Raw genomic sequence first — 23396 nt, 5'->3', positions numbered from 1 at the left:
CGCCCTGAATGAGGGGCAGGAACGCCGCTATTTCGCTGCGTCACCATATGGGTTCAAATGGGGAAAAGCGGACCGGGTTGGGCCGCAACAATGAAATCTGAGGGAAATATGCCAGCACGCATTCAACTGACATCGAAAGCGGGAGCCGTGATCGCCCTGAGCGTCGTCGCCCTCGCTCTCGCAGCCTGCAGCGGAGGCGGAGCCGCCCGCAAACGCGACGCCGATGGGCGTATTATCCCGACCCTTGCAGAGCAGGATCCTGCGGGCACGCTCTATGCAAAATCCGTGAGCCAGGCAGCCCGTGGTGAATGCGAAGAAGAGACCTTCAACGTTCTGACCTGCTTTGCCTATCGGGGCCATGGCTACGAGGGCGCGCAAATGGCGCTGGGTCAGTGCCTGATCGCCACCGACAAGGAAGCCGAGGGAGCCGAATGGGTGCATCGCGCCGCCCAAAGCGGCTGGCCCGACGCGCAGAAGCTGATGGCCTCGCTTTATCTGAAGGGCCAGGGCGTCCCGCAAGATGCCGTCGAGGGCGCCAAATGGGCGAAGCTCTATAGCCGCAACCCGAGCCTGCTTTCTCTCGGTGTCCAGCCCGACGTCTCCATTGCGCAGGAGTTCCGGGGCAGCCTGACCAGTGAACAGGCGGCGGTCGCCGACCAGCGCGCGGCAAACTGGATGCCGACCTACTGGACGCCCTCAACCGCGATCGATCGCGATGTGAAGCGTAGCTGTGCCGTCGAGGGCAAGCGTTCCACTCCGACGCAGGCCGACATCCCAAAGGTGCCAGGCGCCTACTAACCTCGCCGTCGGGGCGCGCCGAAGAACCCTGTCCGCAACACGCGGACGGGGTTTTTTCATTGTCTCCGGCAGAATTCGGGCATTCAGGGAAACTTTACCTTCATGGCGTGAACTGGGTAGAGGGGAGGCGTCCATTCTGGGGGGAGGAGACCCCGTCGAGATGCCCGGTACGAGCATCCATTCGAGCCCGATCGCTTCGGACAGCGGGAACGCTACCGGAGACGAACGTGCTTCTGCCATTCGTCTCGAACTCTACCGGACCATCATGCGCGCCTATCGCGGGATGCCGGTTCTTTTCCCCGCGATATCGGGCGCCGTCGTTTTCACCTTCCAGCCGGCCTTCCCGCAGCCTGTAATCGTCCTGTGGTGGCTCGCCATTGTGGCGGGCTGGGCCGAGTACGCTTTTTTCCAGCAGCGCTTCTTTTCTGCCGACGACCGCCACGAAGCCAAGGCGGAGGCATGGATACGTCCGACGGCCATCCGCTACTGGATTCTCAACCTCGTCTGGCTCGGCGTGATACCGTTCTTCTGGCAGACGGATGGCGGCATTCAGAACCTCGCCATCCTGACGGTGCTCGTCATCCACGTCGTGATGGCATCGCAGATCGCCTACCATCTCCTGCCGATATTCCTGTCGGTCACCGCGCCGGTCATAACCGCGGTGATCGGCGTCTCCATCTGGACGCTCGATCCCGTTTTCATGGCCCTCGGCTTCGCTTGCATTCCGGCCTATCTTCTTCTGGCTCGCATCGCCGCGCAGCAGAGGGCCAACGTGATTGAGACGCACGATCTCCGCTTCAGGAACGCCGATCTCATCGAGGACCTCGGCCAGGCACGCGACATTTCGGAAACCGCCCGCCGTCGCGCCGAGGAGGCAAACGACGAGCTTCAACGGCGCGAACATCATTTCCGCGCCCTGGTGGAGAACGCGTTCGACGTCGTGCTCGTCACCGACGAGAACGCCATCATTCAATATGCCTCGCCGGCCGCCGAGAAGATCGGTCTCTCTCAGGAAGCGTTGACAGGCCTCAACGGCCTGAAGCTTCTGACCGAAGAACAGAGGAGCCAAATTCTCAACGGCGTTACCGGCCGGCCTTCAGCCTCCGGCGAGACGATCTCATACGAGCTTGCGATTCCCCGCTACACAGGAGGCGCGACGCCCCGAAACGCGGCGCATACGGTTTGGATCGAATCGAGCATCACCAACCTTGTCGACGATCCCAACGTTCGCGGCTACGTCATCAATATGCGCGACATCACGGCGAGGAAGCGCACCGAGACCGAACAGCGCAACCAGTTCCGGGTATTGCGTGCACTGGCGACCGGCGCGCCGCTGCATGAAGTCATGTCTCTTCTTGCGCTCGGATCGGAGGAAGCAAACCCTTCCAGCCGCGCTGCCGTCTTCCTTATCGATCCCGAATGCAATCTCACGACCTGCGCGGCGCCGCACCTGCCGGTCGATTTCGGTGCCTGGGTCGACGAATTCTGGAGGGAGCAGCGTCACGGGATTTTCGGCCGCATCGCACTCGCCGGCACCAAGATCGTAACGACGGACCTTCAGGAGGAATACCAGGGCACTCATATCTCGTCTTATATGCGCAAGGCAGACATTCAGTCGCTGTGGTTCCAGCCGATCATGGCGCATGACGGGAAGGTCGTCGGCGCGTTCGCACTGTATTTTCCGGACGCCTATGAGCCCGGCGAATGGGAATCCGATTATCTGCTCGGCGCGGCGCATCTTGCCGGAATCGCTATCGAGCGGCGCAGGGCGGATCAGGAGCTGCAGCGCGCGACCGAAGCCGCCGAACTCGCCAACCGCGCGAAATCGAAATTCCTGGCGAACATGAGCCATGAGCTCCGCACGCCGCTGAACGCAATCATCGGCTTCTCCGAAATCATGCGGCAGGAGATGTTCGGCCCGCTTGGAGCCGATCGTTATCGCGAATACACAACCGACATACACGACAGCGGACGGCACCTGCTGAATGTCATCGACGACATTCTCGACATATCGAAGATCGAGGCGGGCCGTTACGCGCTGGAAGACCAGGAAGTAGACCTTGCCGCGGTACTGCAATGGTCGGTCGACATCATGCGCGCCCGCACCATGGAGAAGTCGCAGCGGGTGCAGTTGCAAATGTTCGACCCCATGCCGTCCTTGAACGCGGATCAGCGCGCCATGCGACAGATCATGCTGAATCTGCTGTCCAATGCCGCGAAGTTCACCGGCGAGGGCGGCAACATCGATGTAATCGTCTTCCTTGACGACGCCGGAGACCTGTCGATCTCCGTGCGCGACGACGGCATTGGCATTCCGGGCGACAAGATTGCCGAGGTCATGGAACCCTTCGGGCAGGTCGACGACACCAACGCCCGCCAGCACGGCGGCACTGGCCTTGGCCTTCCGATCACGAAATCGCTGATCGAGCTGCATGGCGGCAGCTTCGTGCTGGAGAGCGCCGTCAACGAGGGCACGACCGCGAAGATGACGCTGCCCGGCTGGCGTCTGGTCTGGCACGACGGCCAGACAAAAGCCGCCACGCCCTGACGCGGCGGCTTTCGTTCCGGCCCGATTTTCGTGATCCCTACTCAGCCGCCTTCGCGGGCCGGCGAGCGCCGATCATTCCGAAAAGATGACCGCCCACCTTGCGCATCTGGATTTGCTCGGAACCCTCGGTGATGCGGTAGCGGCGATGGTGACGATAGATGTGCTCGAAAGGTTTGTGGCGCGAGTAACCCATGCCGCCATGAACCTGCATGGCGAGATCGGCCGCCTCGCAAACGAGGCGGTTCGCCCGGTAGTTGCACATCGAAACCTTGTCCGAGAGATACTTTGCGACATCCGGTTTCGGCATCTGGTCCATCTGCCATGCCGTCTTGTGGATCAGTGTACGGATCATCTCGGCTTCGGTATGCGCTTCGACCAGCGGAAACTGGATCGCCTGATTGACCGACAAAGGTTTGCCGAACGGCTTGCGTTTCTTCGAATATTTCACGCTCTCGTCGATGCAGAACTGTGCCGCCCCGACGCTCGATGCCGCCTGGCGAATACGGTTTTCATGGACAAAATGCTGGGCAAGCTCGAGCCCGCGCTCGGGATCGCCGAGATAGGATCCCTCCGGCACCCAGACATTCTTGAATGAAACGAGCGGGTGGTCCGTGGGCATGTTGAAGGTCCAGAGATATTCCTCGACCACGACGCCGGGCGTGTCCATGGGCACGATGAAGCAGGTGATACCCAGCGCATCGCCATCCTTGCCGCTCGTCCGCGCAAACACGAAGTCGTGCGTGGCGACATGAAGGCCGGTGTTCCACATTTTCCGGCCGTTGATGACCCAGCCATCGACCCCGTCGCGTTTCTCGCGGCGGCCCTGGGTCTCCATCCAGGTTGCATCCGACCCGTGATCGGGCTCCGTGAGGCCGAAGGCGACGCGGATCGACCCGTCGAGTGAGCCGGGAATGAACGTCTTCTTCTGCTGTTCGGTGCCGAAATCGCGGAACATCAGCACGGTCGGAAAATTGCCGACGATCGAGCTTTCATTCTGCAGATCATTGTGGAGACCGAGCCCCTTCGCCGCCAGATGTTCGCGGATCACAGCCATGCCGAGATTGGTGCCGTCCTTGCCGCCATACTCCGCCGGCAACGCATAACGCAGATGGCCGGCCTTGTCCGCGCGCCGGCGCATCTCGCCGAGAAGTTCTTCCCAGTCATGGCGCGGCAGACCCTGATTGTCCCAATCGGTCCGCGCATGTTCGCGCCGATGGTCGAAGAAGCGCTCATTGTCGTCCTGCGCCTGAAGCGGCTTGATCTCCTTCTCGATGAAATCGTCGAGCACACCCAGATAGTCGGTAATCTCCTTGGGAATTCTGAAGTCCATCGATTTACCTCCCGCGATTGCCGCATGCCTCTTGGGCGGGCCCGGCGGCGCTGTTGCACAATGTCGATCCCGACACTATAGACCGCGGTCCATTATCCGAAAGGGCGCGGGACCGGCCCCGCTGCGAGACAGCCGCCGCGACGCTGCGGAAGGGCTCCAGATTTTTTCCGTTAACCTTTCATCCGCCTAAGCCATTGTGTGGACACAACATTTAGCCGTGAACGAAGGTGGAAAATCGTCCGGTCGCCGATTCGGACCCGGTTCGTTCGTGCAATATTCCGTTCCTTAATATCGCAACGGTTAATGCCTGGACGGCCTTGCATCGCACCTGCTTTGCGCGGAAGGTGCGCCTCGAAACATGAGCACCCCGTCTCCCCAGCACACCTCCGGCCAGACCCGGGACCGCCTCGCGGAACGCCGGCGCATTACGGCCGTTCTGGGGCCCACGAACACCGGCAAGACCCATCTCGCGATCGAGCGGATGATGGGGCACGAAACCGGCATGATCGGCCTCCCGCTCCGGCTCCTCGCCCGCGAGGTCTATGACCGGGTGGTGAAAGTGAAGGGCGCCCGCAACGTCGCCCTCATCACAGGCGAAGAGAAGATACTCCCCCCTTCCGCCCGCTATTTCATTTGCACGGTCGAGGCGATGCCGCTCGAGCGCGAGGTCGATTTCCTCGCCGTGGACGAAATTCAGCTCGCCGCCGATCGCGAACGGGGCCACACCTTCACGGATCGCCTGTTGCGCGCGCGCGGTCATTCCGAGACCATGATGCTCGGCTCCGAAACCGCGCGGGGCCTCATCCAGAAACTCCTGCCCGACACGTATTTCATCAACCGGCCCCGTTTCTCCGAACTGTCATGGACGGGCTCGAAGAAGATCACGCGCCTGCCGCGCCGGTCCGCCGTCGTCGCTTTTTCCGCCGATCAGGTCTACGCGATCGCCGAGGTGATCCGCCGCCAGCGCGGCGGCGCAGCCGTCGTAATGGGCGCCTTGAGCCCACGCACCCGAAACGCGCAGGTCGCGCTCTACCAGTCCGGCGAGGTCGACTTTCTGGTGGCAACCGATGCCATCGGCATGGGCCTCAACATGGATGTCGACCATGTGGCTTTCGCCTCGACACAGAAATTCGACGGCCGTCAGCACAGGCCCCTGCAGGTGTCCGAACTCGCCCAGATCGCCGGGCGGGCCGGCCGTTACATGAACGATGGCACCTTCGGTATCACGGGTGACGCCACCGCGCTCCCTGACGAGGTCGTTTCCCGCATCGAGAACCACCAGTTCGAACCCGAGCGCCTCTTTCAGTGGCGCAACCCCCATCTCGAGTTTTCGAGCGTCGCGGCATTGATGAAGAGCCTCGAAGCGGCCCCCGCAAGGCCGGGGCTGGCAAGGGCGCAGGTCGGCGACGATCTGGAGGCGCTGACCCGCATGGTGCGCGACCCCGACGTCAATGCCTGTCTGCGCTCGGCTTCCGCGGTCAGGCGCCTCTGGGAGGTGGCCCAGGTTCCCGACTTCCGCAAAACGCTCGCAAGCGAACATGCGGGCCTCCTGACTCGTCTTTTCCTTTTTTTGATGACCTCGTCGGCGGAAGGGACCGGGCGCATACCGGACGACTGGCTCGATCGCCAGATGAGGAGCCTCGACCGGACCGACGGCGACATCGATATACTGGCGGCCCGCCTTGCCCATATCCGCACCTGGACCTATGTGGCGAACCGGGCGGATTGGCTGCACAATCCTGCGCATTGGCAAGAGCGCACGCGTGCGATAGAGGATAGGCTGTCCGACGCTCTGCACGAGCGTTTGACGCAGCGGTTCATCGATAGGCGAACCAGCGTATTGATGAGGCGGCTGCGCCAGAACGAGGATCTCATGACGGCAGTAAACGGCGACGGCGAAGTACTGGTTGAAGGCGAATATGTCGGACACCTGCAGGGGTTTGTCTTCGTGCCCGATCCACGGGCCGAGGGCGAGCAAGGCCGCGTGCTCCGCAATGCGGCAGCCCAGGCACTGGCTGGCGAAATCGCAAGTCGCGCGCAACGCCTCGTCACGGCGCCGGATGCGGACATTTCGCTTTCCGAGCACGGACGCATCCTCTGGGCGGGACACCCCGTCGCCGAACTCCGGGGCAGTGGCAGCATCTTGTCGCCACGCGTGGAACTCGTGGCAGGCGAGGAGTTGAACGGTCCGGCGCGCGAGGCCGTGCAGACACGCCTCGATGCCTGGCTGAAGATGCACATTGCAAACATCCTTGCGCCACTCGTTTCGCTGCGCGATGCCGCGGATATCGAAGGCCTCGCGCGGGGCATCGCATTCCGGCTCGTCGAAAACCTCGGGGCTCTGACGCGCGAAAGCGTTGCCGAAGACGTGCGCGCGCTCGACCAGGCGGCGCGCGGCCAGCTACGCAAGCATGGCGTGCGCTTCGGTGCTTATTCGATCTTCATGCCGGTTCTTCTCAAGCCGGCGCCGGCCCGCTTGCGGCTGACGCTTTGGGCGCTTGGCAATGCGGCGGCAGAGAGCGAGCCCTTCGAAAACCTGCCCGCGCCACCGACACCCGGCCTTACCTCCGTGCCCGCCGATCCGGCCGCACCGGAAGGCTTCTACGAAACCGTCGGCTTCCGTGTTTGCGGTGTTCGCGCTGTCCGCCTCGACATGCTCGAGCGCGTTGCCGACCTGATCCGTCCGGTCATCGCTGCGCGCACCTACAATGGCGGCTTCATCGTCACGCCCGACATGATGTCGCTCGTCGGATGTTCGGGAGAGGAATTCGCCAGCCTCCTTCGGGGTCTCGGCTACCGTTCGCAGGTCGAAACCGTGACGCCTCCGGTCATGGAAACGCCGAAGGAAAACAAGGCGGCACCGGCTGCGGAGCAGGGCGCAGAGGCAGAGACGGCTTCCGCGCCGAGTGCCGCGGAAACACCGGAAGAGCCCACCCCTGCCGGAAGCCCGGAAGAAATGCCGGCAGCGGATGTCTCCGCCTCCGTTGAGGCCGCAGACGAAGCCGAAGCGGCACCTGAAGAACAGGCAAGCGCGCCCGCATCCTCCGAAACGTCACCCGAGGCAGAGCCCGCCGCGCCCGGCATCGCCGAAGCGGCCGCAGCGCCGGTCGAAATGGAAATCTGGCGTCCCGTCCGCAAGCGTCACGGCGGCAAAGCCGAAAGCGATCGCAAGAAGCCGCGCCACGACAAGAAAAAACGTGATGGCGAACAGGAAGCGCAGGGCAACAAGCCGCAGCGCCGGGACCGTCGCCCCGGCCCCCCTCCCGCGAAGCCGGACAGGAAACCGCGCGAGCGCGAACCCGATCCGGATTCGCCTTTCGCTGCCCTCGCCGCCCTCAAGGAACGCGTGCGCGGCAACGGCTCCTGACATGAGCGATGCGATGGGTCAACCTGGTCAGCGGATCGATCGCTGGCTCTGGTGCGCCCGTTTCCTGAAGAGCCGTTCGCTGGCTGCCACCCTCGTCCAGTCCGGCCGCGTCCGGGTCAATGGCGAACGCATTTCGAAAGCAAGTCGAGCCATTCGCCCGGGCGATGCACTGACATTCCCGCTCGGGCCCCATATCCGGGTGGTGAAAGTTCTCTTTCTCGCCGAGCGCCGTGGTCCTGCGCCCGAAGCGCAATCGCTCTACGAGGATCTCGATCCCCCGGCGCCGCTGTCGTCCCGAAGCGATCCTTCGGAACCACAAGCACCCATGCGTGAACCGGGCTCCGGACGCCCTACAAAAAAAGAGAGACGGCAGACCGAAATGCTCCGCGGGAACGGCGGATAATTCACACTTTTCTACGTGCTTGAATAATTCTTCCGGCGCCTATAGGTAAAATACTCATGATCGACCGGCTCAAATCTTTTCTGCTCGGAAACCCCGAGAGCGCGCCAAGGGAATTCGGCGACCTCCAGGTGGCGGTTGTCGCACTACTCATCAGGGCGGCGACATCGGACGCCCGGTTCGGAGAGGACGAACGGGAAACCATTCGCCGCATCGCAGCCGATTCCTTCGGCCTGACGCCCGAAGCCGTGCTCTCTCTGGTGAAGGAGGCCGAAGGCGAAGAAGCCGAAACGCTCGACCTCCATCGCTGGACCCAGGCTATCAAGCGGGCCTATAGCGAAGAAGAACGTGTCGGGGTGATCGAGAAAATGTGGGAAGTCGTTTACGCGGACGGCGTTCTCGACGACTACGAAGCCAATTTGTTGCGGCGCATCGCGGGGCTGATATACGTTCCCGATCGCGAATCCGGGCAGGCGCGCCAGCGTGTCATCGCCCGGCTCGGCATACCGCCCCGTAAGCAAGGATAAGCAAAGGGGGAAACCCCGGAAGGAGCGTTCGCTGCGATGCGGCGGCGCCATTGGAGAGTGCGATGACCTATATCGTGACCGACGCCTGCATCCGCTGCAAATATATGGACTGCGTGGAGGTTTGCCCCGTGGACTGCTTCTACGAGGGTGAAAACATGCTGGTCATCCATCCTGACGAATGCATCGATTGCGGCGTCTGCGAGCCCGAATGCCCGGCCGAAGCCATCAAGCCGGATACCGAGCCGGGCCTCGAAAAATGGCTGGAACTCAATACCGAATACGCCTCGAAGTGGCCGAACATTACAATCAAGCGCGAACCGCCGGCCGATGCCGACGACTGGCAGGGCGTCGCGGGCAAGTTCGAGCAGCATTTCAGCCCCGAGGCGGGCGAAGGCGACTGACCCGATCGAGAGGCTCGCAAGCCCCTCGAAAGGCGCAGGAAACTGCGAAGAAGAGCGCCTATCCTCCTGTGTTAACTGTCTTTTCTGCGGACGTCCTTCCAAAGGGCGGGCCTTTGTGCTATATATGTCGCACAGGAATTTCCGCGAATGCAGGCGCATAAACCTAAAGTTCTAAGGATGCGCCGGTAGCGTCTAACCAATCTTCCGGCTCGAGGTGGCTAGCCGTTAGCTGTCGACAGGGCTGGAGATGTTGAGCCCGATGGAAGGCCGCACTTCGTCCAGGACGTTGAAAGGTCCCGGCCCCGAGCCTTCCTGGAAGGCGCTGGTGCCGCCGTCGATGTCGGTCTTCTTGTTCGATGACTATGGGGAGGCGGGATAATGTCCCGCCTGCAGGTCTTCGACGGCTGGACGATGAAGATGCGTATCTGCGGGCATGAAATGCTGAGCCGTGAAGAGGGCATACCGCCGCTTCCGGCCTTCGGAAACGAGAAAGGCTGGGTATAGGAAAGACGATGGCGAGCAAAATCACCAAGACACCCAAGTCCAAGTCTGCACCCGCAAAATCGCCCGCAAAATCCAAGGTAGCGGCGAAGCCGGCCAAGGCGCGCGCCAAGACGGCGGCAGCCAAAACCAAAGCGACGAAGGCCGCTCCCGCCAAGGCGAAAGCCCCCGCCGGGAAGGCGAAGGCCGCGCCCAAAACGGCAGCCAGGACGGCGAAGCCGGCAAAGAGCAAGGCAGCCCCGAAGACAACCGCCAAGGCCGCCGCGCCAAAGAAGGCCGCCGAGAAGCCGAAAGCGAAAGCTGCTCCCGCAAAGCCCGCTCCCAAGAAGAAGGAGCCCGCGGCAAAGCCGGAAGCAAAGGCCGCCCCCGCTAAGCCCGCCAAGACGACGCCCAGCAATGCGGCAAGCAAGCTGATGGCGGCGGCCAAAAGCCGCGCCGAAAATGCACGCAAAGCCGACGCCGCGAAAGCAGCGAAGGAAGCCGCCGAGGCGAAGCAGGCAAAGCCGGAAGCGCCGAAGGCGAAACCCGAGCCTGCAAAACCTGCAGCGCCGCGCCCGAACTTCAAGGCGAAGGAATACGTGGTCTACCCGGCGCATGGCGTCGGCCAGATCCTCGAAATCGAAGAGCAGGAAGTGGCCGGCCACAGGCTGGAGCTTTTTGTCATCAACTTCGACAAGGAGAAGATGACGCTCCGGGTTCCGACCAACAAGGCGACAGCCGTTGGCATGCGCAAGCTTTCCGACGCCGGCGTCGTCGACTCCGCGCTCGAGACACTGCGTGGCCGCGCCCGCATCAAGCGCACCATGTGGAGCCGCCGCGCCCAGGAATACGAAGCCAAGATCAACTCCGGCGATCTGATCTCGATCGCCGAGGTGGTCCGTGACCTCTACCGTTCGGACCGGCAGCCGGAACAGTCCTACTCCGAACGCCAACTCTACGAAGCCGCACTCGATCGCATGGCGCGCGAAGTGGCGGCCGTCGAGCGCATTGGCGAGGATGCCGCCATCGAGCGGGTGGAGCAGGCCCTTCAGGGAACGCCGAAGGGCGAGAAGACACCGAAATCCGACGAGGCAAGCGAGGCGGCGTAACCTGCCCGGCGCACATCGCGAACTGAGCTTCGAAAGGCCCGGCAGATTGCCGGGCCTTTTTTGCTTACCGAAACCGCCCTTCCCCGCACAAAGGCGGAAACCGGAACGTTTTCGGAGCTGTCGAGTTGATCTCAAACGGAGACTGAGACGTAGAAAAACCAGGATGCGCTACACGAGCCCCACATCCAGCAGGGGAGACCGAGATGGCACATATGGACACGCCAGAAACCCAGCGGGCCAACCGTCGCTACATGAAGAGCGCGATGACGGTGCCGCTCCTCGACGAAAACCACGAATTCGAACTCGCTCGCCGGTGGAAAGAACAAAAGGATGAGCACGCCCTGCACGAACTCACACGTGCCTACATGCGTCTTGTCATTTCCCTGGCCACGCGGTTCCGCAACTACGGCCTTCCCTATGGCGACCTCATACAGGAAGGCAATGTAGGCCTCATGCAAGCTGCGGCCCGCTTCGAGCCGGATCGCGGTGTCCGCTTCTCGACCTATGCGAGCTGGTGGATTCGTGCGGCAATCCAGGACTACATCCTGCGCAACTGGTCGATCGTCCGGACGGGAACGACAGCGGCGCACAAGTCGCTCTTCTTCAACCTGCGCCGTCTGCGCGCGCTCATCGCCAACGGAACGCGGCAAAATCTGACGGAAGAAGACCGGATTTTCATCGCAAAGCGGCTCGGCGTCGGCACGCGAGACGTGGAGACGATCGACGCACGCCTGATGAACGGCGACCGCTCCCTCAATGCGACCGTTGCCGACAGTACTTCGGTGGAAAGCACCACCGAGTGGCAGGATCTCCTGCCCTGCGACAGGCCTCTGCCGGACGAGGAAGTCATGGAAGAGCACGATGGAAGGCAGAGATCCAGGTGGATCGAAAGCGCTCTCGAGAGCCTGAATGAGCGCGAACTCACCATTATCAGGCAACGCCGCCTTCGCGACGATGCGGTCACTCTCGAAACCTTGGGGACGCAGCTTGGTATTTCGAAGGAGCGCGTGCGCCAGATCGAGCACGCCGCGCTCCGGAAGCTGAGAGACGCGCTGTTGAGCAAAGTCCCCAATCCGGAGGAAGCCGGCCTTCTCGTCTGAGAGAGTTATTCCGCGACGATGATCTTCACGCGTTGTCCGGCCACCGGCTGCGCGTTCGGGTCAAGTCCGTTCAACACCCGAAAGCGCTCGGCCGCGAAATCCGAAAATATCATTCGCCGCCCGAGCGTCTCTGCCGTATCGCCCTTGCGGACCGTCACGACCGAGATACGCAGAGGCTTGACCGCGCGCGCTTCTGCCGCCGAAATCTTCCGGAAACTCATGACCAGGGAGTGGAGCGCAGCGTCATAGCGATTGCCCGCCTGCGGCAACGTACCCGTCAGAAAGCGGTAGACCTGATCCGGCGCGTATTCAATGGCGACGAGACGGCCATTGTATTTGCCTATCGTCGTGGTCGCCGTCGCCGCCTTCATGCCGTTCACGGAGAAGCGCTCGATCGACGAAAGCCTGACACCGCTTGCCCAGACGTTCGACAAATAAGCCCCGATCTCCACCCCGGCAGCTTTCTTTGCCCCGTCAAATTGCGCCACCGTGCCGTCGGGCCCTTCGATAAGCACCGCACGGGCCGAATTGGTAATTGCAAAGCGCGGCGGTGCATTGAAGGCGAAGCTCATGTCGGGGTGGATGAATTCGCGGTCGCGCACCACCCCCTCTTTCGGATCGTCACCATAGAGCATGCCGTCTATAGCGGTCAGGTAGATGTCGCGATTTCGCGCGTTTTGCCCCGGCGCCACCCCCGTCGCGCGCGCATGTTCGACAGCGGCCGCAATGCGATCCGGTGTTCCAGGGTGGCTCGCCAGCCAGTCGTTGCGCGATGCGTCGTATTCTGCGTTGCGTACCCTTGCATTGAGCGCCTGTTGCGCACCCATGGACTGGAGGAAACCCGCCGCCGCATAAGGATCGTAACCAGAACCCGCGAGATAACGAACGCCAAGCATGTCCGCCTCGTATTCCTGATCGCGTGAATAGCTGGCGAGCAGACCCTGACCGCCCAGCCCCGCAATCTGGTTGAGCGCGTCGCTGCCGACGACCGCTCCAAGAACCGCGCCCAACAGAGAGGTTCCGAGCGCTGCCGTCTGCCTCTGCGCCGAATGGCGAGCGTTGACGTGCCCGATCTCGTGACCGATGACGCCCGCGAGTTCTGCTTCGTCGTTGACGAGCGCCATCAGCCCGCGCGTCACATAGACGTAGCCGCCGGGCAGAGCGAAGGCGTTGACGACAGGGCTGTCGAGTATGGTGACACGGTAGGGACCGTCGGGCCGGTTCGTCGCCTTGACGATTCGTGCTGTGATGCCCGCGACGTAACTGCCGAGTTTCTCATCCCCGTAAGCGCCGCCATAGGCTTTGAGAATCTTCGGGTGGTTTTCGGCGCCCGCGCGAGCTTCCTGTTCCGCCGACATGATCGGCGCAAGCTGCCGTTCGCCCGTCGCGGGATTGGTCGCACAACCAGCCGCGGCAAGGAGACACGCGGCAAGCGGGATTGCGCGAAGGCTGGCGAACACCGCAGCAACAGAGCGTCTCAACATCTACCCCCGCTTACCGGCGAAACACCGGTATATCATCCGGCACCGCCGACGAATTCGATTTGCTCCGGGTGCGTCGCTTCCATTTCCGGACCGTTGTAACGGTCGAGCCATCCGCGTACCCGGACCCGCCTTCCCGCAAGGGCCCGGGCATCTGCTGCTTCAGCCCCGGTAAGGAAGGATGCCCAAGGCTCTTCCGTTCCGAAAAGCTTAACGTCCCGCTCCTGAACTGTCACGGTGAAGTCCTCCCGGTAGTCGTCGCCGAAATTGAGATACAGCCTTCCACGCACGAGCGCGGCGGACGTCACCCTCCCCTCGACAAGTTCAAAGCGCCCGATGCGTTCCAGAAGAACCGGAACATCGGCAGCGTCACGAATGTCGTAGAAATCCTTCGCCCAAATGCCGAGGGCTTTTCCTCGCGCCGCTCGTTCCGCCTCCAGAAGCTCTTCGCTGCAGGCCCGGTTGTCGCTGAACGTATAGACACGTGCGAGCCCCCGCCCGAGTATCTCCTTCTGCAGCCAGCCGAAACCACCGTTCTCACGCGCGATGAAGACCTGCGCCAGCACGCGCTTGTGCCGGTCCATACGCGCTCCACCAAACCGGAGCATCGCGAGCTTCCCGAGCGCGAGGTCGGCGACGGCATCGCGCGCTTCGTCGGCCAGCGGCCACGCCTCGAAGTTCGACCGCCCGAGCGGCAGTTTAGGCGCCTGGATTCCCGTCAGCCTGACTTCTCGGCCATCTTCGAGAACCAGTGTGTCGCCATCGATGACGGATGCAACGACGGATGTCGCCTCGTCTTGTTCCAGCAAACACTCGGAAGCAAAGGCAACACCGTCCCCATGGATGCCGGGAGCGGCGAGTGCAGCGAGAAAAATGAGAAGAGCAAAGCGGCGGACAAGCGGCAGGCGCCCCACAACTATACGCAGGACCATTCCGTCACCATCCGCCTTCGGCTTGCCCTTGTTTCAGATCGAATCTCCCACGCGCGGCGAGGACTCGCTTCGCAGAGCGATGATGGCGGCCTCGGTCCGGTTGCGCACACCGAGCGCCTGCAGGATCGCGTTGACATGCAGCTTGACCGTCGCGATCGAGATGCCGAGTACCCGTGCAATTTCCTGGTTCGAGCGGCCTTTGCCGAGCTCCTGGAGCACTTCTCTCTGGCGAGGCGTGAGTTTGTCCTGCCCTGCGCCAAGAAACGCCCTGGACGGCTCGGCGAATCCCTCCGCCTCCGCAGTCAGAAGGATGTCCGGCACGTAGCGCCCGCCCATTTCAATCATCCGCAGCGCGCTCTCGACGAGATTGACGCCCAGATTTTTGGGAATGAAGCCCGCAACACCGAGATCCATGACTTCGCGCACAAAGCCGGGCGAACTCTTGTCGCTGAAAACGGCGATCCTGCCATTCGTCCTCGACACGAAGTCGCTCAACACTTCCATGTTCGACAAAGCGCCGCTGCCGGCGTCAAAAAGGACGAGGTCCGCAAGGCCCGTATCTATTCCATTAAGCGGGCGCGGCCCTGCCGCGACCCGGAGTTCTGCACCGGAATAGAGCCGCTTCGTTATCGAGGAAAGCCCCTCGCAAAAGATCGGCTGCTCGCCAACAATGAGGACACGCATTCAGGCACCTCGCCTTCCGGAAGGCGCGGCGTCCCCCTGTTCGTCTGGCGCTTCGGCGCAATCTGTACGTGTTTCAAGCAAGACTATACAACCTGCGTCAACCTTAGAGCGTATCCATAGATATTTAGGCCAAAGTGGAGATAGATGCAAAGAACGAAGTTTGGCCCGGCTGCATCCCGTCTGCAGGGGGCTATTGCAGCGCGGGAAGAGCTGACCTAGGTTTCGCAGCGCGACAGCCCGTTTTCCCACGGCACTGCTTGCCTTTTTGAGGCCTCGTAGCTCAGCTGGATAGAGCATCAGATTCCTAATCTGAGGGTCGCGCGTTCGAATCGCGCCGAGGTCACCACTCACTCCAACTGCCGAAGAATCCAGCCGAAGGCCCAGCTGCAAGTTCAATTTGAACGGAGATTGGCCCATTTTTCTCCTCCAGCGCGACGGTGAGGGTTTGGCGGCGTTCGGCCCAGGTTGTATAACTTTATTGGTACGTTCCAAATCATGAATACAAAGATATCTTTGTGTATGTCAACAAGAAATCTTGGCTATTCCGCCTACGCCAAGCGGCGTACGGAGTTACGTATCCTGTCCTTGCTCGAAAAATACGCGTTTTTTCGCGGTTTTCAGCCGATTTTCGGGCGCACTCTTTAGTCTTTTCGACGGGCGGCCATCGCATATGAGTGTTGCCGAGCGCCTCACGCGAATACGAAGATTTCTTGGTCTCTCTCAAAAGGACATGGGAAAGCGAGTCGGCGTGTCCGGAACGACGTGGCAGAACTACGAATTGGAGAACGCTGCGCCGAACGCCCATGTGCTTGCGCATTTGTCGGGCGAGGGATTCGACATGAACTGGGTGCTGACCGGACAGGGCGAGATGCGGAAGAGCGTGGCATCGGTCCGCGGACCGGACAGAGGGTTTGCGGAACGGGGCCAACCCGAACTTGCGCGCAACGAGGCCGGGTCGCACATATTCGTACCGCGCTATGCGCTGCACATCGTCGAGAGCGCAAGCGGCACGCGCATGCGGGTGGAAGAACGCTCGCTGCTCGATGCGATCGCGTTCCGGCGGGACTTCATCGAGACCGAACTGAAAGCGGACCCGGCGCGCCTGCTTGCCGTGGAAATGCCGGACGATTCCATGATGCCGACATTCTCCGCAGGCGACATATTGCTCGCAGACACCTCGGAACCGAAAACGCGCGGCGGCGGCATCTATGTTCTGACGATCGGCAGCACCCTTCTCGTGAGGCGGCTGCAGATGAAGATCGGCGGCAGCGTCATCGTCTCGAGCGACAACGCCACCCGCTACCCGCCGGAAGAAATCGGCAAGGAAGACGCCGCCAACCTGAACATCCTGGGACGCGTGATCTGGCGCAGCGGACGGATGTGAGCGAACGCCGAAAATGACCTCACCCTCCCCCGCCTCCTTCGCGAGCGACGCGAAACGCATTCTCGTCATCAAGCATGGCGCCTTTGGCGACGTGATCCAGGCGGAAGGCGCACTGCGCGACATCCGCGAGAACCATCCGCACGCCTTCATCGCCGTGCTGACCATGCCCGCCTACCGCGCGATCCTTGCGCGCTGCCCGCATGTGGACGAGGTGATCGTCGATGAACGCGCCCCGCGCTGGCGCATCGACCGGATGCTGGCGCTGCGCGAAAAGCTGCGCGGCCTCGATGCCGGCATGGTCTATGACCTGCAGAACTCGAAGCGCACGGCCTTCTATTTCAAATGGATGCTGAACGACCGCCGCTGGTCCGGCACCGCGAAGGGATGCAGCCACCCGCACCGCGCGAAAGACCCGAAAAAAATCCGCACGCTCGACCGTCTCGCCGGACAGTTGGAGGATGCGGGCCTGAGCATCCGCCACACGCGCAAGCCCGACGTCTCATGGCTCGCCGACGATGTGAGCGGGATGCTCTCGGCAGCTTGCGTGACGGCGCCCTATATCGTGCTCGTGCCCGGCTGCTCCGCGCGCCACCCGCAAAAACGCTGGCCGCATTACGCGGAACTCGCGGCGCGCCTGATCGCGGCGGGCGAGACGGTCGTGACGGCGCCGGGCCCCGACGAGGTGGAACTCGCACGCGCCATTCCCGGCACCTGCATCGAGAAGACGAACTGGTCGGCACTCGCCGGGATATTGAAGGGCGCGCGCTTCGTCATCGGCAACGACACGGGGCCGAGCCACCTCGCCGCGCATATGGGCGTTGCGGGGCTTGCGCTATTCGGATCGCATATGCCGGCGGAGCGCACCGGCATTCTCACGGAGAATTTCGGCGCCATCGAGGTGGACGACCTCGCGGCGCTCCCCGTGCCCCGCGTCTTCGACGAGGTGGAACGCCGCCTCGCCGATCACTCGAATTCGGTGTAGGACTTCTCTTCGACGATCGCCGAACCCGTGAGGAGATTGATCTCCTTCTTGATCGCGGCGCGCTTGTCGTTCTGCTTGTAGACGGAGCGGGCGAGCTCGATGAACTTCGGCCCGAAATCCTTGTCCGCCTCGCACTGACGGATATCGTCCTCGATCACCCAGAGCGCCTCGTTGACCGCCTTCAGCTCGCCTTCGAGGCGGCGCATCTCCGCGCTGTCCTCGAGATTCGCCTTGCGCGCATTCTCGAGCACGGTGAGTTCGTGCCGGACATTGGCAAGCTTTGCCGCATCCGACATCCGCTCCGACTTGATGCGCAGAATGGTGATCTTGTCGATGAGCTCGCCCGGACCGACCTCGATCATGACAGGCTTGGCGTCTTTCTGTGACATGGAAGCTCCGGGCTTTGCGTGACGAATGAGCCTGCTATAGCGCAAGCGCACCGGGCTTGTCATCCGGCACGGCGGAAATGCGTTAACGCCAATCTCCGCTTGCGGGAGAGCCGCCCCGCGCCGAAGATTGGCGCGAAGCCGAACGAGCCACCGGAGGCCGATGTCCCTGATCTCGAAACTGCTCGACCACTTGCGCGGAAACGACATGCCCGAGGAGCGCCAGGCCGCGCGCGCCTCGGCGCCCGTGCTGATGGTCGAGATCGGCGGCTATGCGCACAGGGCGCGCGACTGGTCGGCGGGCGGCGCCTGCATCGAGGGCTTCGCGGAAGCGGTGGCGATCGGCAACATCCTGAGCGGGCATCTCTACTGGGCGGGCGACAAACGAAAGCTCGCCTTTGCTGCCGAGGTGATGCGCCTCGACCCCGCGGGCGCGCTGGCGCTGCGCTGGCTCGACCTGCCGCTCGCAATCCAGCAGGAAATGGAAGCGCATATCGGCTGAGGCCGACCTTGCGTCAGTTGCGCGCGCGGACCCACGCGCTAGGCTCCCTCAAAAGCAATCGAAACAGGGAGGACGCCATGACCGCCTACAAGACGCTCATCGTGAAGAAGGACGGCGCGGTCGACCGCGTGACGCTCAACCGCCCCGACGCGCTGAACGCGATGAACCCCGAACTCGTGGACGAGTTGCAGGACTATTTCGGAAGGCTCTACACGGATCATTCCGTGCGCGTCGTCGTGCTGAAAGGCGCGGGCCGCGCCTTCTGCGCCGGCCTCGACCTCAAGGACCGCTCGAACCGCGACGACAGCGGCGCAAGCGGCAGCCCGCAGGCAGGGCTCGTCTCCCAGCGCCGCATCAGCGAAATCGTGATGCGCATGCGCCGCTGCCCGCAGCCGATTATCTCGCTGGTGCATGGTCCGGCCTGCGGCGGCGGCTTCGCGCTGGCGCTCGCCTCCGACATCCGCATCGCGGGCGCGAGCGCGCGCATGAATGCCGCATTCATAAGGATCGGATTGTCGGCCTGCGATATCGGCGTGAGCTATTTCCTGCCGCGTCTCGTGGGCGTGTCGCTCGCGTCGGAACTGATGATGACGGGCCGCTTCATCAATGCGGCACGCGCCGAACGCGTGGGCCTCGTGTCGGAGGTGGTGGCGGACGAGAAGCTGGAGGAAGCGGCACAGCCCTATATCGACGAGATGCTGACGACCTCGCCGCTCGGCCTGCGCCTGACGAAGGAATGCCTCAACATGTCGGTCGATGCGGGAAGCCTCGAAGCGGCCATCGCCATGGAAGACCGCAACCAGATCCTCTGCGCACAGACGAAGGATTTTCGCGAAGGCATTTCCGCCTTTCTCGGCAAGCGCGCGCCTGAATATACGAATAGCTGAGAACCCCCAAGTCGCGTCATGACCCGGCTTGTCCGGGTCATCCACGTCTTTCTGTCGCTCGCCTCGCAAAGACGTGGATGGCCCGCATAAAGCGGGCCATGACGATCTATGGTGAAAGCGGAGAAAAGGCGCCGGAGAAAGAATCCCCTCTCTCCCAACGACTTTTCACGCGCGAAAACGGCCGCTTCGCTGCCCGCGAAGCGGCCGCTCGCCCGCCCATGCATCTCCCCCGCCGGACGGGTCTCGTTCGCTGGATCAGAAACCGAAAACGAGGGCGGCGCTGAGCTCGTCCACGCTGTCGGAGTCCATGTCGTAATGCGTCCACTCGGTGCGCACGGAGGTGCGCTCCGCGACGGCGAACTCCGCGCCCGCACCGCCGAGCCAGCTCGTCTTGCGGTCGTCGCCGGGACGGTCGTAATTGTGGATGCCGCCCTTGCCGTAGACGGCGAAGTCGTTGGACACCGGCCAGGAGACGAGAAGCTCGCCGCCATACGTGTCGACATTGTCGCTCACGCCGCCGACGGTGATGTCGGCGAGATCGGCGTAGAAGCCCTGCACGGCGAGATACTGATTGAGACGCCAGCCGGCCATGCCGCGCCAGGTCCAGTCGTCGTCGTCATCCGCCCAGCCCCAGCCGAGGCCACCGCCCACATAAAGGCCGCGCTGGAAAGCGGTCTGGTTGTAGAGATTGGCGTCGCCCGATGCCCCGGCCGACTGGGCCGCCGCGCCATTGGCAAAGCCGGCGAGACCCAGCGCAAGGCCGGCGGCACAAAGAATGCGATTTGCGGTTTTCATTTTCGACAGAGCCTCGTTTCGTTATTCGAAGCCCCCCGTATAGCCCGGCGCGACTATCGGCCCCACAATCCCGCCGCCGCAAGTGGCCGTTGCATGGCATCCCTGCCGAATTGCCGCCACAATTGGAAAAGTGCCTGTGCCACAAGCACTTTTCGCGACGGGAAATTATGGAAAGCACGGCAGGCTGCATCGTTTGTCACGGTTGCGTGACTGCAATGCAACAGTTTGTGTGAGTGGAGTTGAAAAGGCGAGGCGTGGAGGGAATCAGCGCCCGCGCTAAATGATCCGTTGACGGAGGGTGTTGAGCCATTGCTCCCACCCGCCCCTGGGGGCGGGTCGAAAAATTCGAGCCTGCGAAGAATTTTTCGGGGCGGGGGCTGAGCGCCACCGTCCCCCCGCCCCGAACGGCTTGCAGCCGCTCGACCCTCCCCGAGGGGAGGGTGGGACGAGAGGCTGTATTGCCTACTTCTTCTTGCTCATGTCGATGAGCGGCATCATGCGGATGGTGGAGGTGCCTTTTGCGATGATGTCGCCCGCCGCATTTTTCAGGTTGCCTTCGGCGAACATGGTGGAACGGCCGCGCCGCTCGATCCAGCCTTCGGCGACGAGAAGACCGGGCGTGGCGGGCGCGAAGAAGCTGACCTTGATTTCGAGCGACATCGGCGTCTGCTGAAAATCCGTGATGCACATGGCAGCGCGCGCCATGGCCGCGTCGATCCAGCCGGTGACGAAGCCGCCCTGCACCACGCCGCCCGAATGGCACATGCGCATTTCGGCCTCGACCTCGATGGCGGCGCGGCCCGTCTCCTTGTCCATATACAGTGTACGGACGATACCGAGGGACTCACCGAGACCGTCCTTGCCGGCCTCCCGGTCGAAATGTTTTTCGGGCGCAATCGTCTCTGACATGGGAACTCGCGGAAACCTGTTTTCGGGAATGGCTGTGGGGCTCAGTCTAGGCATTTCGGCGGCGGCGGGAAGACCGCATGACCGTTCACGGGCGCCCCGCGCCCCGTTCGCGAATGAACGGAGGCGGGGATAAAGGGGCCAGACTGTCATCGAAATGTCATCGAACTGTTACAAACGGCCTGAAAGGGCCTTGCGGACGCTGCGGCGGGGCCTGCGAAAAATCTTGTCCCCGGTTTCGGGCACCCCGCTCAAGGGGCTCGACGCGGGGCGGCGGGACGGGGAGACTTGTCCCCGGCCGGGCACATAGATTCCCGGGTGCGGGTGGCGGGTGCATGAGGAGGCGCGGGAGCGCGCGAGGGGGAGGACAAGTGAGGCGGGCATATCTTTTTGTGGTCCTGATGGCGCTTTTTCTTGTCCCCGGCTCCGGATTCGGGGGAGCGGGGGTTGCGCGCGCCGCCGGGCGCGTCATGAGCGAGGGGGAATACGAGGAGGCGCTCGCCTTCATTGCGGGCACGAAAGCCGTCATGGCGGAGGCGGAAGCCGCGCTTGGGCAGGACGCCGCCCGCGCGGCGGCGGCGGCGCGCCGAGACGACCTGGCCCGGCGCCTCGATATGCTCCGCAGACTGATGACCGCCGCCGCGCAGCGCGACCGCATCGGCGCGAAAGGCACGGGAAAGGGAAACGGCGTCACGCCGGAGCGCCAGCGCGCGCGCAACGTGATCCAGCGCGCGGGCGAGATCGAAGACCCGCTGCAGGATTTGTGGACGGCTTGGTCGCAGAGGGCGGGAAACCGGCGCGCGGATCGTTGACTAAATTATACAAATAGTTATATAATCAGTTTAACATGACCACGAGCAAGAAGAAGCAGGCCGTTTTCGAGGGCGATACGCTCGGCGAACTGCTTTCTTTTCCGCCACCGGCGCGCGAGGCCGCAGGCTTCCAGATTTACCTCGTGGAACTCGGCCGCGATCCCGACGACTGGAAGCCGATGAAGACCATCGGGCCGGGCGTGCGCGAGATAAGGGTTGCCGGAGCGGATGGACAGTTCCGTGTCATCTATGTCGCGAAGTTCGAGGAGGCTGTCTATGTACTCCATGCCTTCGCGAAAAAGACGCAGAAAACGCCGCAGCGGAACATCGGCATTGCGGCGGCACGGTACAAGGCGCTGATGAAAAGACGGCGCGAAAGGAGTTGAGTATGACGACGAAACCGAAGGTCTATGACAGCGTGTGGCAGGCGCTTGCGAAGGACGAGGCGGAAGCCGAAACGATGCGCCTGCGCGCGGACCTGCTCATCGCGCTGCGCGACCGGGTGGCGGCGTGGAAACTGACGCAGGCGGAAGCCGCGAAGCGGCTCGGCATCTCGCAGCCGCGCCTCAATAACATGCTCCGGGGACAGATCGAAAGCTTCAGTCTCGACATGCTGACGAAACTCGCCTGCCGCGCGGGGCTGAAGGTGGAAATGAAACTGAAGAAGGCGGCTTGAGGGGGCACTCTCCTCGCGCCGGAGCGCCAGCGCCCACGAGGTGATCCAGCGCGCGGGCGAGATCGAAGACCCGCTGCAGGATTTGTGGACGGCGTGGTCGCAGAGGGCGGGAGTTGTTCAGGGAAGATGATTTCTCAACTAATGCCCTTAACGCCCTTCTTTTAGTTAAGGAACCCATTTGGCATAAAAAGGAACCGCCAATGCCTTCGCATGCTTAGTCTTTATAAGGCCATGCGAGCCGGATATCGTTGGGTTCTTCAACAGTGACAAGATTGTTAGATACTTTGCATGGGAAATAGCCGAAGGCATTGACGTATTGGGTGCAAGAGCAATGTCTTTAATGGCGGTATAGCCTACAGCGGTTGTAAGAAGATCTCTGTGGAAGGCTAGAACTGATTGAGACCAAGCGTTTCCGGAGCGATTCAGTATTGCCTCAAATTTTGACTGTTCCACCGTTCCCGCTACACGCGGATAGAATCCGGCCACCATTCGAGAGAGATGCTCCTGACTTGACCACAGCGAAACCTCGGCGCCGAGCAGGTCTATAATCTGCTTTTCTGTGCCGTACTTAGAAAGAATCCATGCCTTCGCATAGAAGCCCCACGGGTCTTTTACATCGATAGAAGTAAGTATCTTGTCTATCTGCGCGACCACAACAGGGCTGTCGGGAAGTGGCGTATCAACGAGCGCTCTTGCAACGTCCATGACAGCGCCATGGTCGATCACGTCTCCATTGGCCATGAAGTCTGCTATTAAATGTAGTTTTGCAGTCGGATTGAGACAATGCGACCACCAACGCAGCACTGACTTCCTGGATGAAGGCCAGTTGACCAACAGCTCCCAAAACTGCTGATCGTGACGTGAGCCCCTGAACTTCCTCCAGATTTGAGTAGAGTCCGTCAATTGAAG

The 23396-nt window shown here is 62.3% G+C and carries 24 protein-coding genes and 1 tRNA gene; 17 read left to right on the top strand and 8 right to left on the bottom strand.

Annotated elements, in window-relative coordinates; all coding sequences use genetic code 11:
• Nucleotides 1-108 precede the first annotated feature (108 nt).
• Both ACKUUH_RS07735 and ACKUUH_RS07730 read left to right on the top strand, forming a co-directional pair.
• Entirely contained in the window at nucleotides 109-798 is a 690-nt protein-coding gene (locus ACKUUH_RS07735; protein WP_407949317.1) for a hypothetical protein, read from the top strand.
• A 160-nt stretch (nucleotides 799-958) separates the two neighbouring features.
• The gene (locus tag ACKUUH_RS07730) at nucleotides 959-3346 is read left to right on the top strand and encodes an ATP-binding protein (RefSeq protein ID WP_407949315.1); all 2388 of its coding nucleotides are present in this window, start codon (nucleotides 959-961) and stop codon (nucleotides 3344-3346) included.
• A 37-nt stretch (nucleotides 3347-3383) separates the two neighbouring features.
• Here the strand turns inward: ACKUUH_RS07730 and ACKUUH_RS07725 are convergent, their stop codons facing one another.
• Nucleotides 3384-4676, bottom strand: coding sequence for an acyl-CoA dehydrogenase family protein (locus ACKUUH_RS07725; protein ID WP_407949314.1), 1293 nt, complete (start codon nucleotides 4674-4676; stop codon nucleotides 3384-3386).
• Between the two features lie 358 nt (nucleotides 4677-5034).
• Here ACKUUH_RS07725 and ACKUUH_RS07720 point away from each other — a divergent pair, with 358 nt between their 5' ends.
• The 7 genes from ACKUUH_RS07720 (at nucleotide 5035) to ACKUUH_RS07690 (ending at nucleotide 12060) form a co-directional block, all read left to right on the top strand.
• Complete coding sequence (locus ACKUUH_RS07720; protein ID WP_407949313.1) at nucleotides 5035-8043, top strand: helicase-related protein; 3009 nt, start codon at nucleotides 5035-5037, stop codon at nucleotides 8041-8043.
• 1 nt (nucleotide 8044) lies between these two features.
• On the top strand, nucleotides 8045-8446 hold the full coding sequence (locus ACKUUH_RS07715) for an RNA-binding S4 domain-containing protein (protein ID WP_407949312.1): 402 nt from the start codon (nucleotides 8045-8047) through the stop codon (nucleotides 8444-8446).
• Between the two features lie 56 nt (nucleotides 8447-8502).
• Nucleotides 8503-8970: a TerB family tellurite resistance protein gene (locus ACKUUH_RS07710; RefSeq protein WP_322313549.1), complete on the top strand. Its 468-nt coding sequence runs from the start codon at nucleotides 8503-8505 to the stop codon at nucleotides 8968-8970.
• Nucleotides 8971-9032: 62 nt separating this feature from the next.
• The gene (gene fdxA / locus ACKUUH_RS07705) at nucleotides 9033-9371 is read left to right on the top strand and encodes a ferredoxin FdxA (RefSeq protein WP_407949311.1); all 339 of its coding nucleotides are present in this window, start codon (nucleotides 9033-9035) and stop codon (nucleotides 9369-9371) included.
• A 378-nt stretch (nucleotides 9372-9749) separates the two neighbouring features.
• Nucleotides 9750-9875, top strand: coding sequence for a hypothetical protein (locus tag ACKUUH_RS07700; RefSeq protein ID WP_407949310.1), 126 nt, complete (start codon nucleotides 9750-9752; stop codon nucleotides 9873-9875).
• An 8-nt stretch (nucleotides 9876-9883) separates the two neighbouring features.
• A complete protein-coding gene (locus ACKUUH_RS07695; protein WP_407949309.1) occupies nucleotides 9884-10960 on the top strand; it encodes a CarD family transcriptional regulator in 1077 nt (358 codons plus the stop codon).
• Between the two features lie 203 nt (nucleotides 10961-11163).
• Nucleotides 11164-12060 carry an RNA polymerase factor sigma-32 gene (locus ACKUUH_RS07690; RefSeq protein WP_407949308.1) on the top strand — a complete coding sequence of 299 codons (897 nt, stop codon included), beginning with the start codon at nucleotides 11164-11166 and terminating at the stop codon, nucleotides 12058-12060.
• A gap of 5 nt (nucleotides 12061-12065) precedes the next feature.
• On the opposite strand, the gene ACKUUH_RS07685 is transcribed toward ACKUUH_RS07690, so the two are convergent.
• From ACKUUH_RS07685 to ACKUUH_RS07675, 3 genes are read right to left on the bottom strand one after another with little or no spacing between them, the layout of a single operon-like run.
• A complete protein-coding gene (locus ACKUUH_RS07685; RefSeq protein ID WP_407949307.1) occupies nucleotides 12066-13544 on the bottom strand; it encodes a M48 family metalloprotease in 1479 nt (492 codons plus the stop codon).
• A 32-nt stretch (nucleotides 13545-13576) separates the two neighbouring features.
• Nucleotides 13577-14473, bottom strand: a complete 897-nt coding sequence (locus ACKUUH_RS07680) for a thermonuclease family protein (protein ID WP_407949306.1) — start codon at nucleotides 14471-14473, stop codon at nucleotides 13577-13579.
• 33 nt (nucleotides 14474-14506) lie between these two features.
• Nucleotides 14507-15157, bottom strand: a complete 651-nt coding sequence (locus tag ACKUUH_RS07675) for a DNA-binding response regulator (RefSeq protein ID WP_407949305.1) — start codon at nucleotides 15155-15157, stop codon at nucleotides 14507-14509.
• Nucleotides 15158-15426: 269 nt separating this feature from the next.
• Here ACKUUH_RS07675 and ACKUUH_RS07670 point away from each other — a divergent pair.
• The 3 genes from ACKUUH_RS07670 (at nucleotide 15427) to ACKUUH_RS07660 (ending at nucleotide 17523) form a co-directional block, all read left to right on the top strand.
• Nucleotides 15427-15503, top strand: a tRNA-Arg gene (locus tag ACKUUH_RS07670).
• Nucleotides 15504-15827: 324 nt separating this feature from the next.
• On the top strand, nucleotides 15828-16541 hold the full coding sequence (locus ACKUUH_RS07665; RefSeq protein WP_407949304.1) for a S24 family peptidase: 714 nt from the start codon (nucleotides 15828-15830) through the stop codon (nucleotides 16539-16541).
• Nucleotides 16542-16554: 13 nt separating this feature from the next.
• A complete protein-coding gene (locus ACKUUH_RS07660; protein ID WP_407949303.1) occupies nucleotides 16555-17523 on the top strand; it encodes a glycosyltransferase family 9 protein in 969 nt (322 codons plus the stop codon).
• On the opposite strand, the gene ACKUUH_RS07655 is transcribed toward ACKUUH_RS07660, so the two are convergent.
• Nucleotides 17505-17912 (bottom strand): DUF6165 family protein, encoded by a 408-nt coding sequence (locus ACKUUH_RS07655; protein ID WP_407949302.1) that lies wholly within the window; start codon nucleotides 17910-17912, stop codon nucleotides 17505-17507. The genes ACKUUH_RS07660 and ACKUUH_RS07655 overlap by 19 nt on opposite strands.
• A 160-nt stretch (nucleotides 17913-18072) precedes the next feature.
• Here ACKUUH_RS07655 and ACKUUH_RS07650 point away from each other — a divergent pair, with 160 nt between their 5' ends.
• Both ACKUUH_RS07650 and ACKUUH_RS07645 read left to right on the top strand, forming a co-directional pair.
• A complete protein-coding gene (locus tag ACKUUH_RS07650; protein ID WP_407949300.1) occupies nucleotides 18073-18411 on the top strand; it encodes a PilZ domain-containing protein in 339 nt (112 codons plus the stop codon).
• A 77-nt stretch (nucleotides 18412-18488) separates the two neighbouring features.
• On the top strand, nucleotides 18489-19298 hold the full coding sequence (locus ACKUUH_RS07645; protein WP_407949299.1) for an enoyl-CoA hydratase/isomerase family protein: 810 nt from the start codon (nucleotides 18489-18491) through the stop codon (nucleotides 19296-19298).
• Between the two features lie 255 nt (nucleotides 19299-19553).
• On the opposite strand, the gene ACKUUH_RS07640 is transcribed toward ACKUUH_RS07645, so the two are convergent.
• Nucleotides 19554-20093: an outer membrane beta-barrel protein gene (locus ACKUUH_RS07640; protein ID WP_407949298.1), complete on the bottom strand. Its 540-nt coding sequence runs from the start codon at nucleotides 20091-20093 to the stop codon at nucleotides 19554-19556.
• A 462-nt stretch (nucleotides 20094-20555) separates the two neighbouring features.
• Entirely contained in the window at nucleotides 20556-21002 is a 447-nt protein-coding gene (locus ACKUUH_RS07635) for a PaaI family thioesterase (RefSeq protein ID WP_407949297.1), read from the bottom strand.
• 467 nt (nucleotides 21003-21469) lie between these two features.
• Between ACKUUH_RS07635 and ACKUUH_RS07630 the strand changes: the two genes are divergently transcribed.
• The 3 genes from ACKUUH_RS07630 to ACKUUH_RS07620 are packed head-to-tail and all read left to right on the top strand — an operon-like array spanning nucleotide 21470 to nucleotide 22487.
• On the top strand, nucleotides 21470-21811 hold the full coding sequence (locus ACKUUH_RS07630) for a hypothetical protein (protein ID WP_407949296.1): 342 nt from the start codon (nucleotides 21470-21472) through the stop codon (nucleotides 21809-21811).
• A gap of 35 nt (nucleotides 21812-21846) precedes the next feature.
• Entirely contained in the window at nucleotides 21847-22197 is a 351-nt protein-coding gene (locus tag ACKUUH_RS07625; protein WP_407949295.1) for a type II toxin-antitoxin system RelE/ParE family toxin, read from the top strand.
• Between the two features lie 2 nt (nucleotides 22198-22199).
• Nucleotides 22200-22487, top strand: coding sequence for a helix-turn-helix domain-containing protein (locus ACKUUH_RS07620; protein ID WP_407949294.1), 288 nt, complete (start codon nucleotides 22200-22202; stop codon nucleotides 22485-22487).
• A 165-nt stretch (nucleotides 22488-22652) separates the two neighbouring features.
• Here ACKUUH_RS07620 and ACKUUH_RS07615 read toward each other — a convergent pair.
• Nucleotides 22653-23396, bottom strand: a 744-nt coding sequence (locus tag ACKUUH_RS07615) for a hypothetical protein (protein ID WP_407949293.1), incomplete at its 5' end; no start/stop codon positions are given.

This window comes from Parvibaculum sp. (genome assembly GCF_045863935.1).
In the GTDB taxonomy this organism is placed as follows: domain Bacteria; phylum Pseudomonadota; class Alphaproteobacteria; order Parvibaculales; family Parvibaculaceae; genus Parvibaculum.
This window is presented reverse-complemented; position numbering and strand designations above follow the sequence as displayed.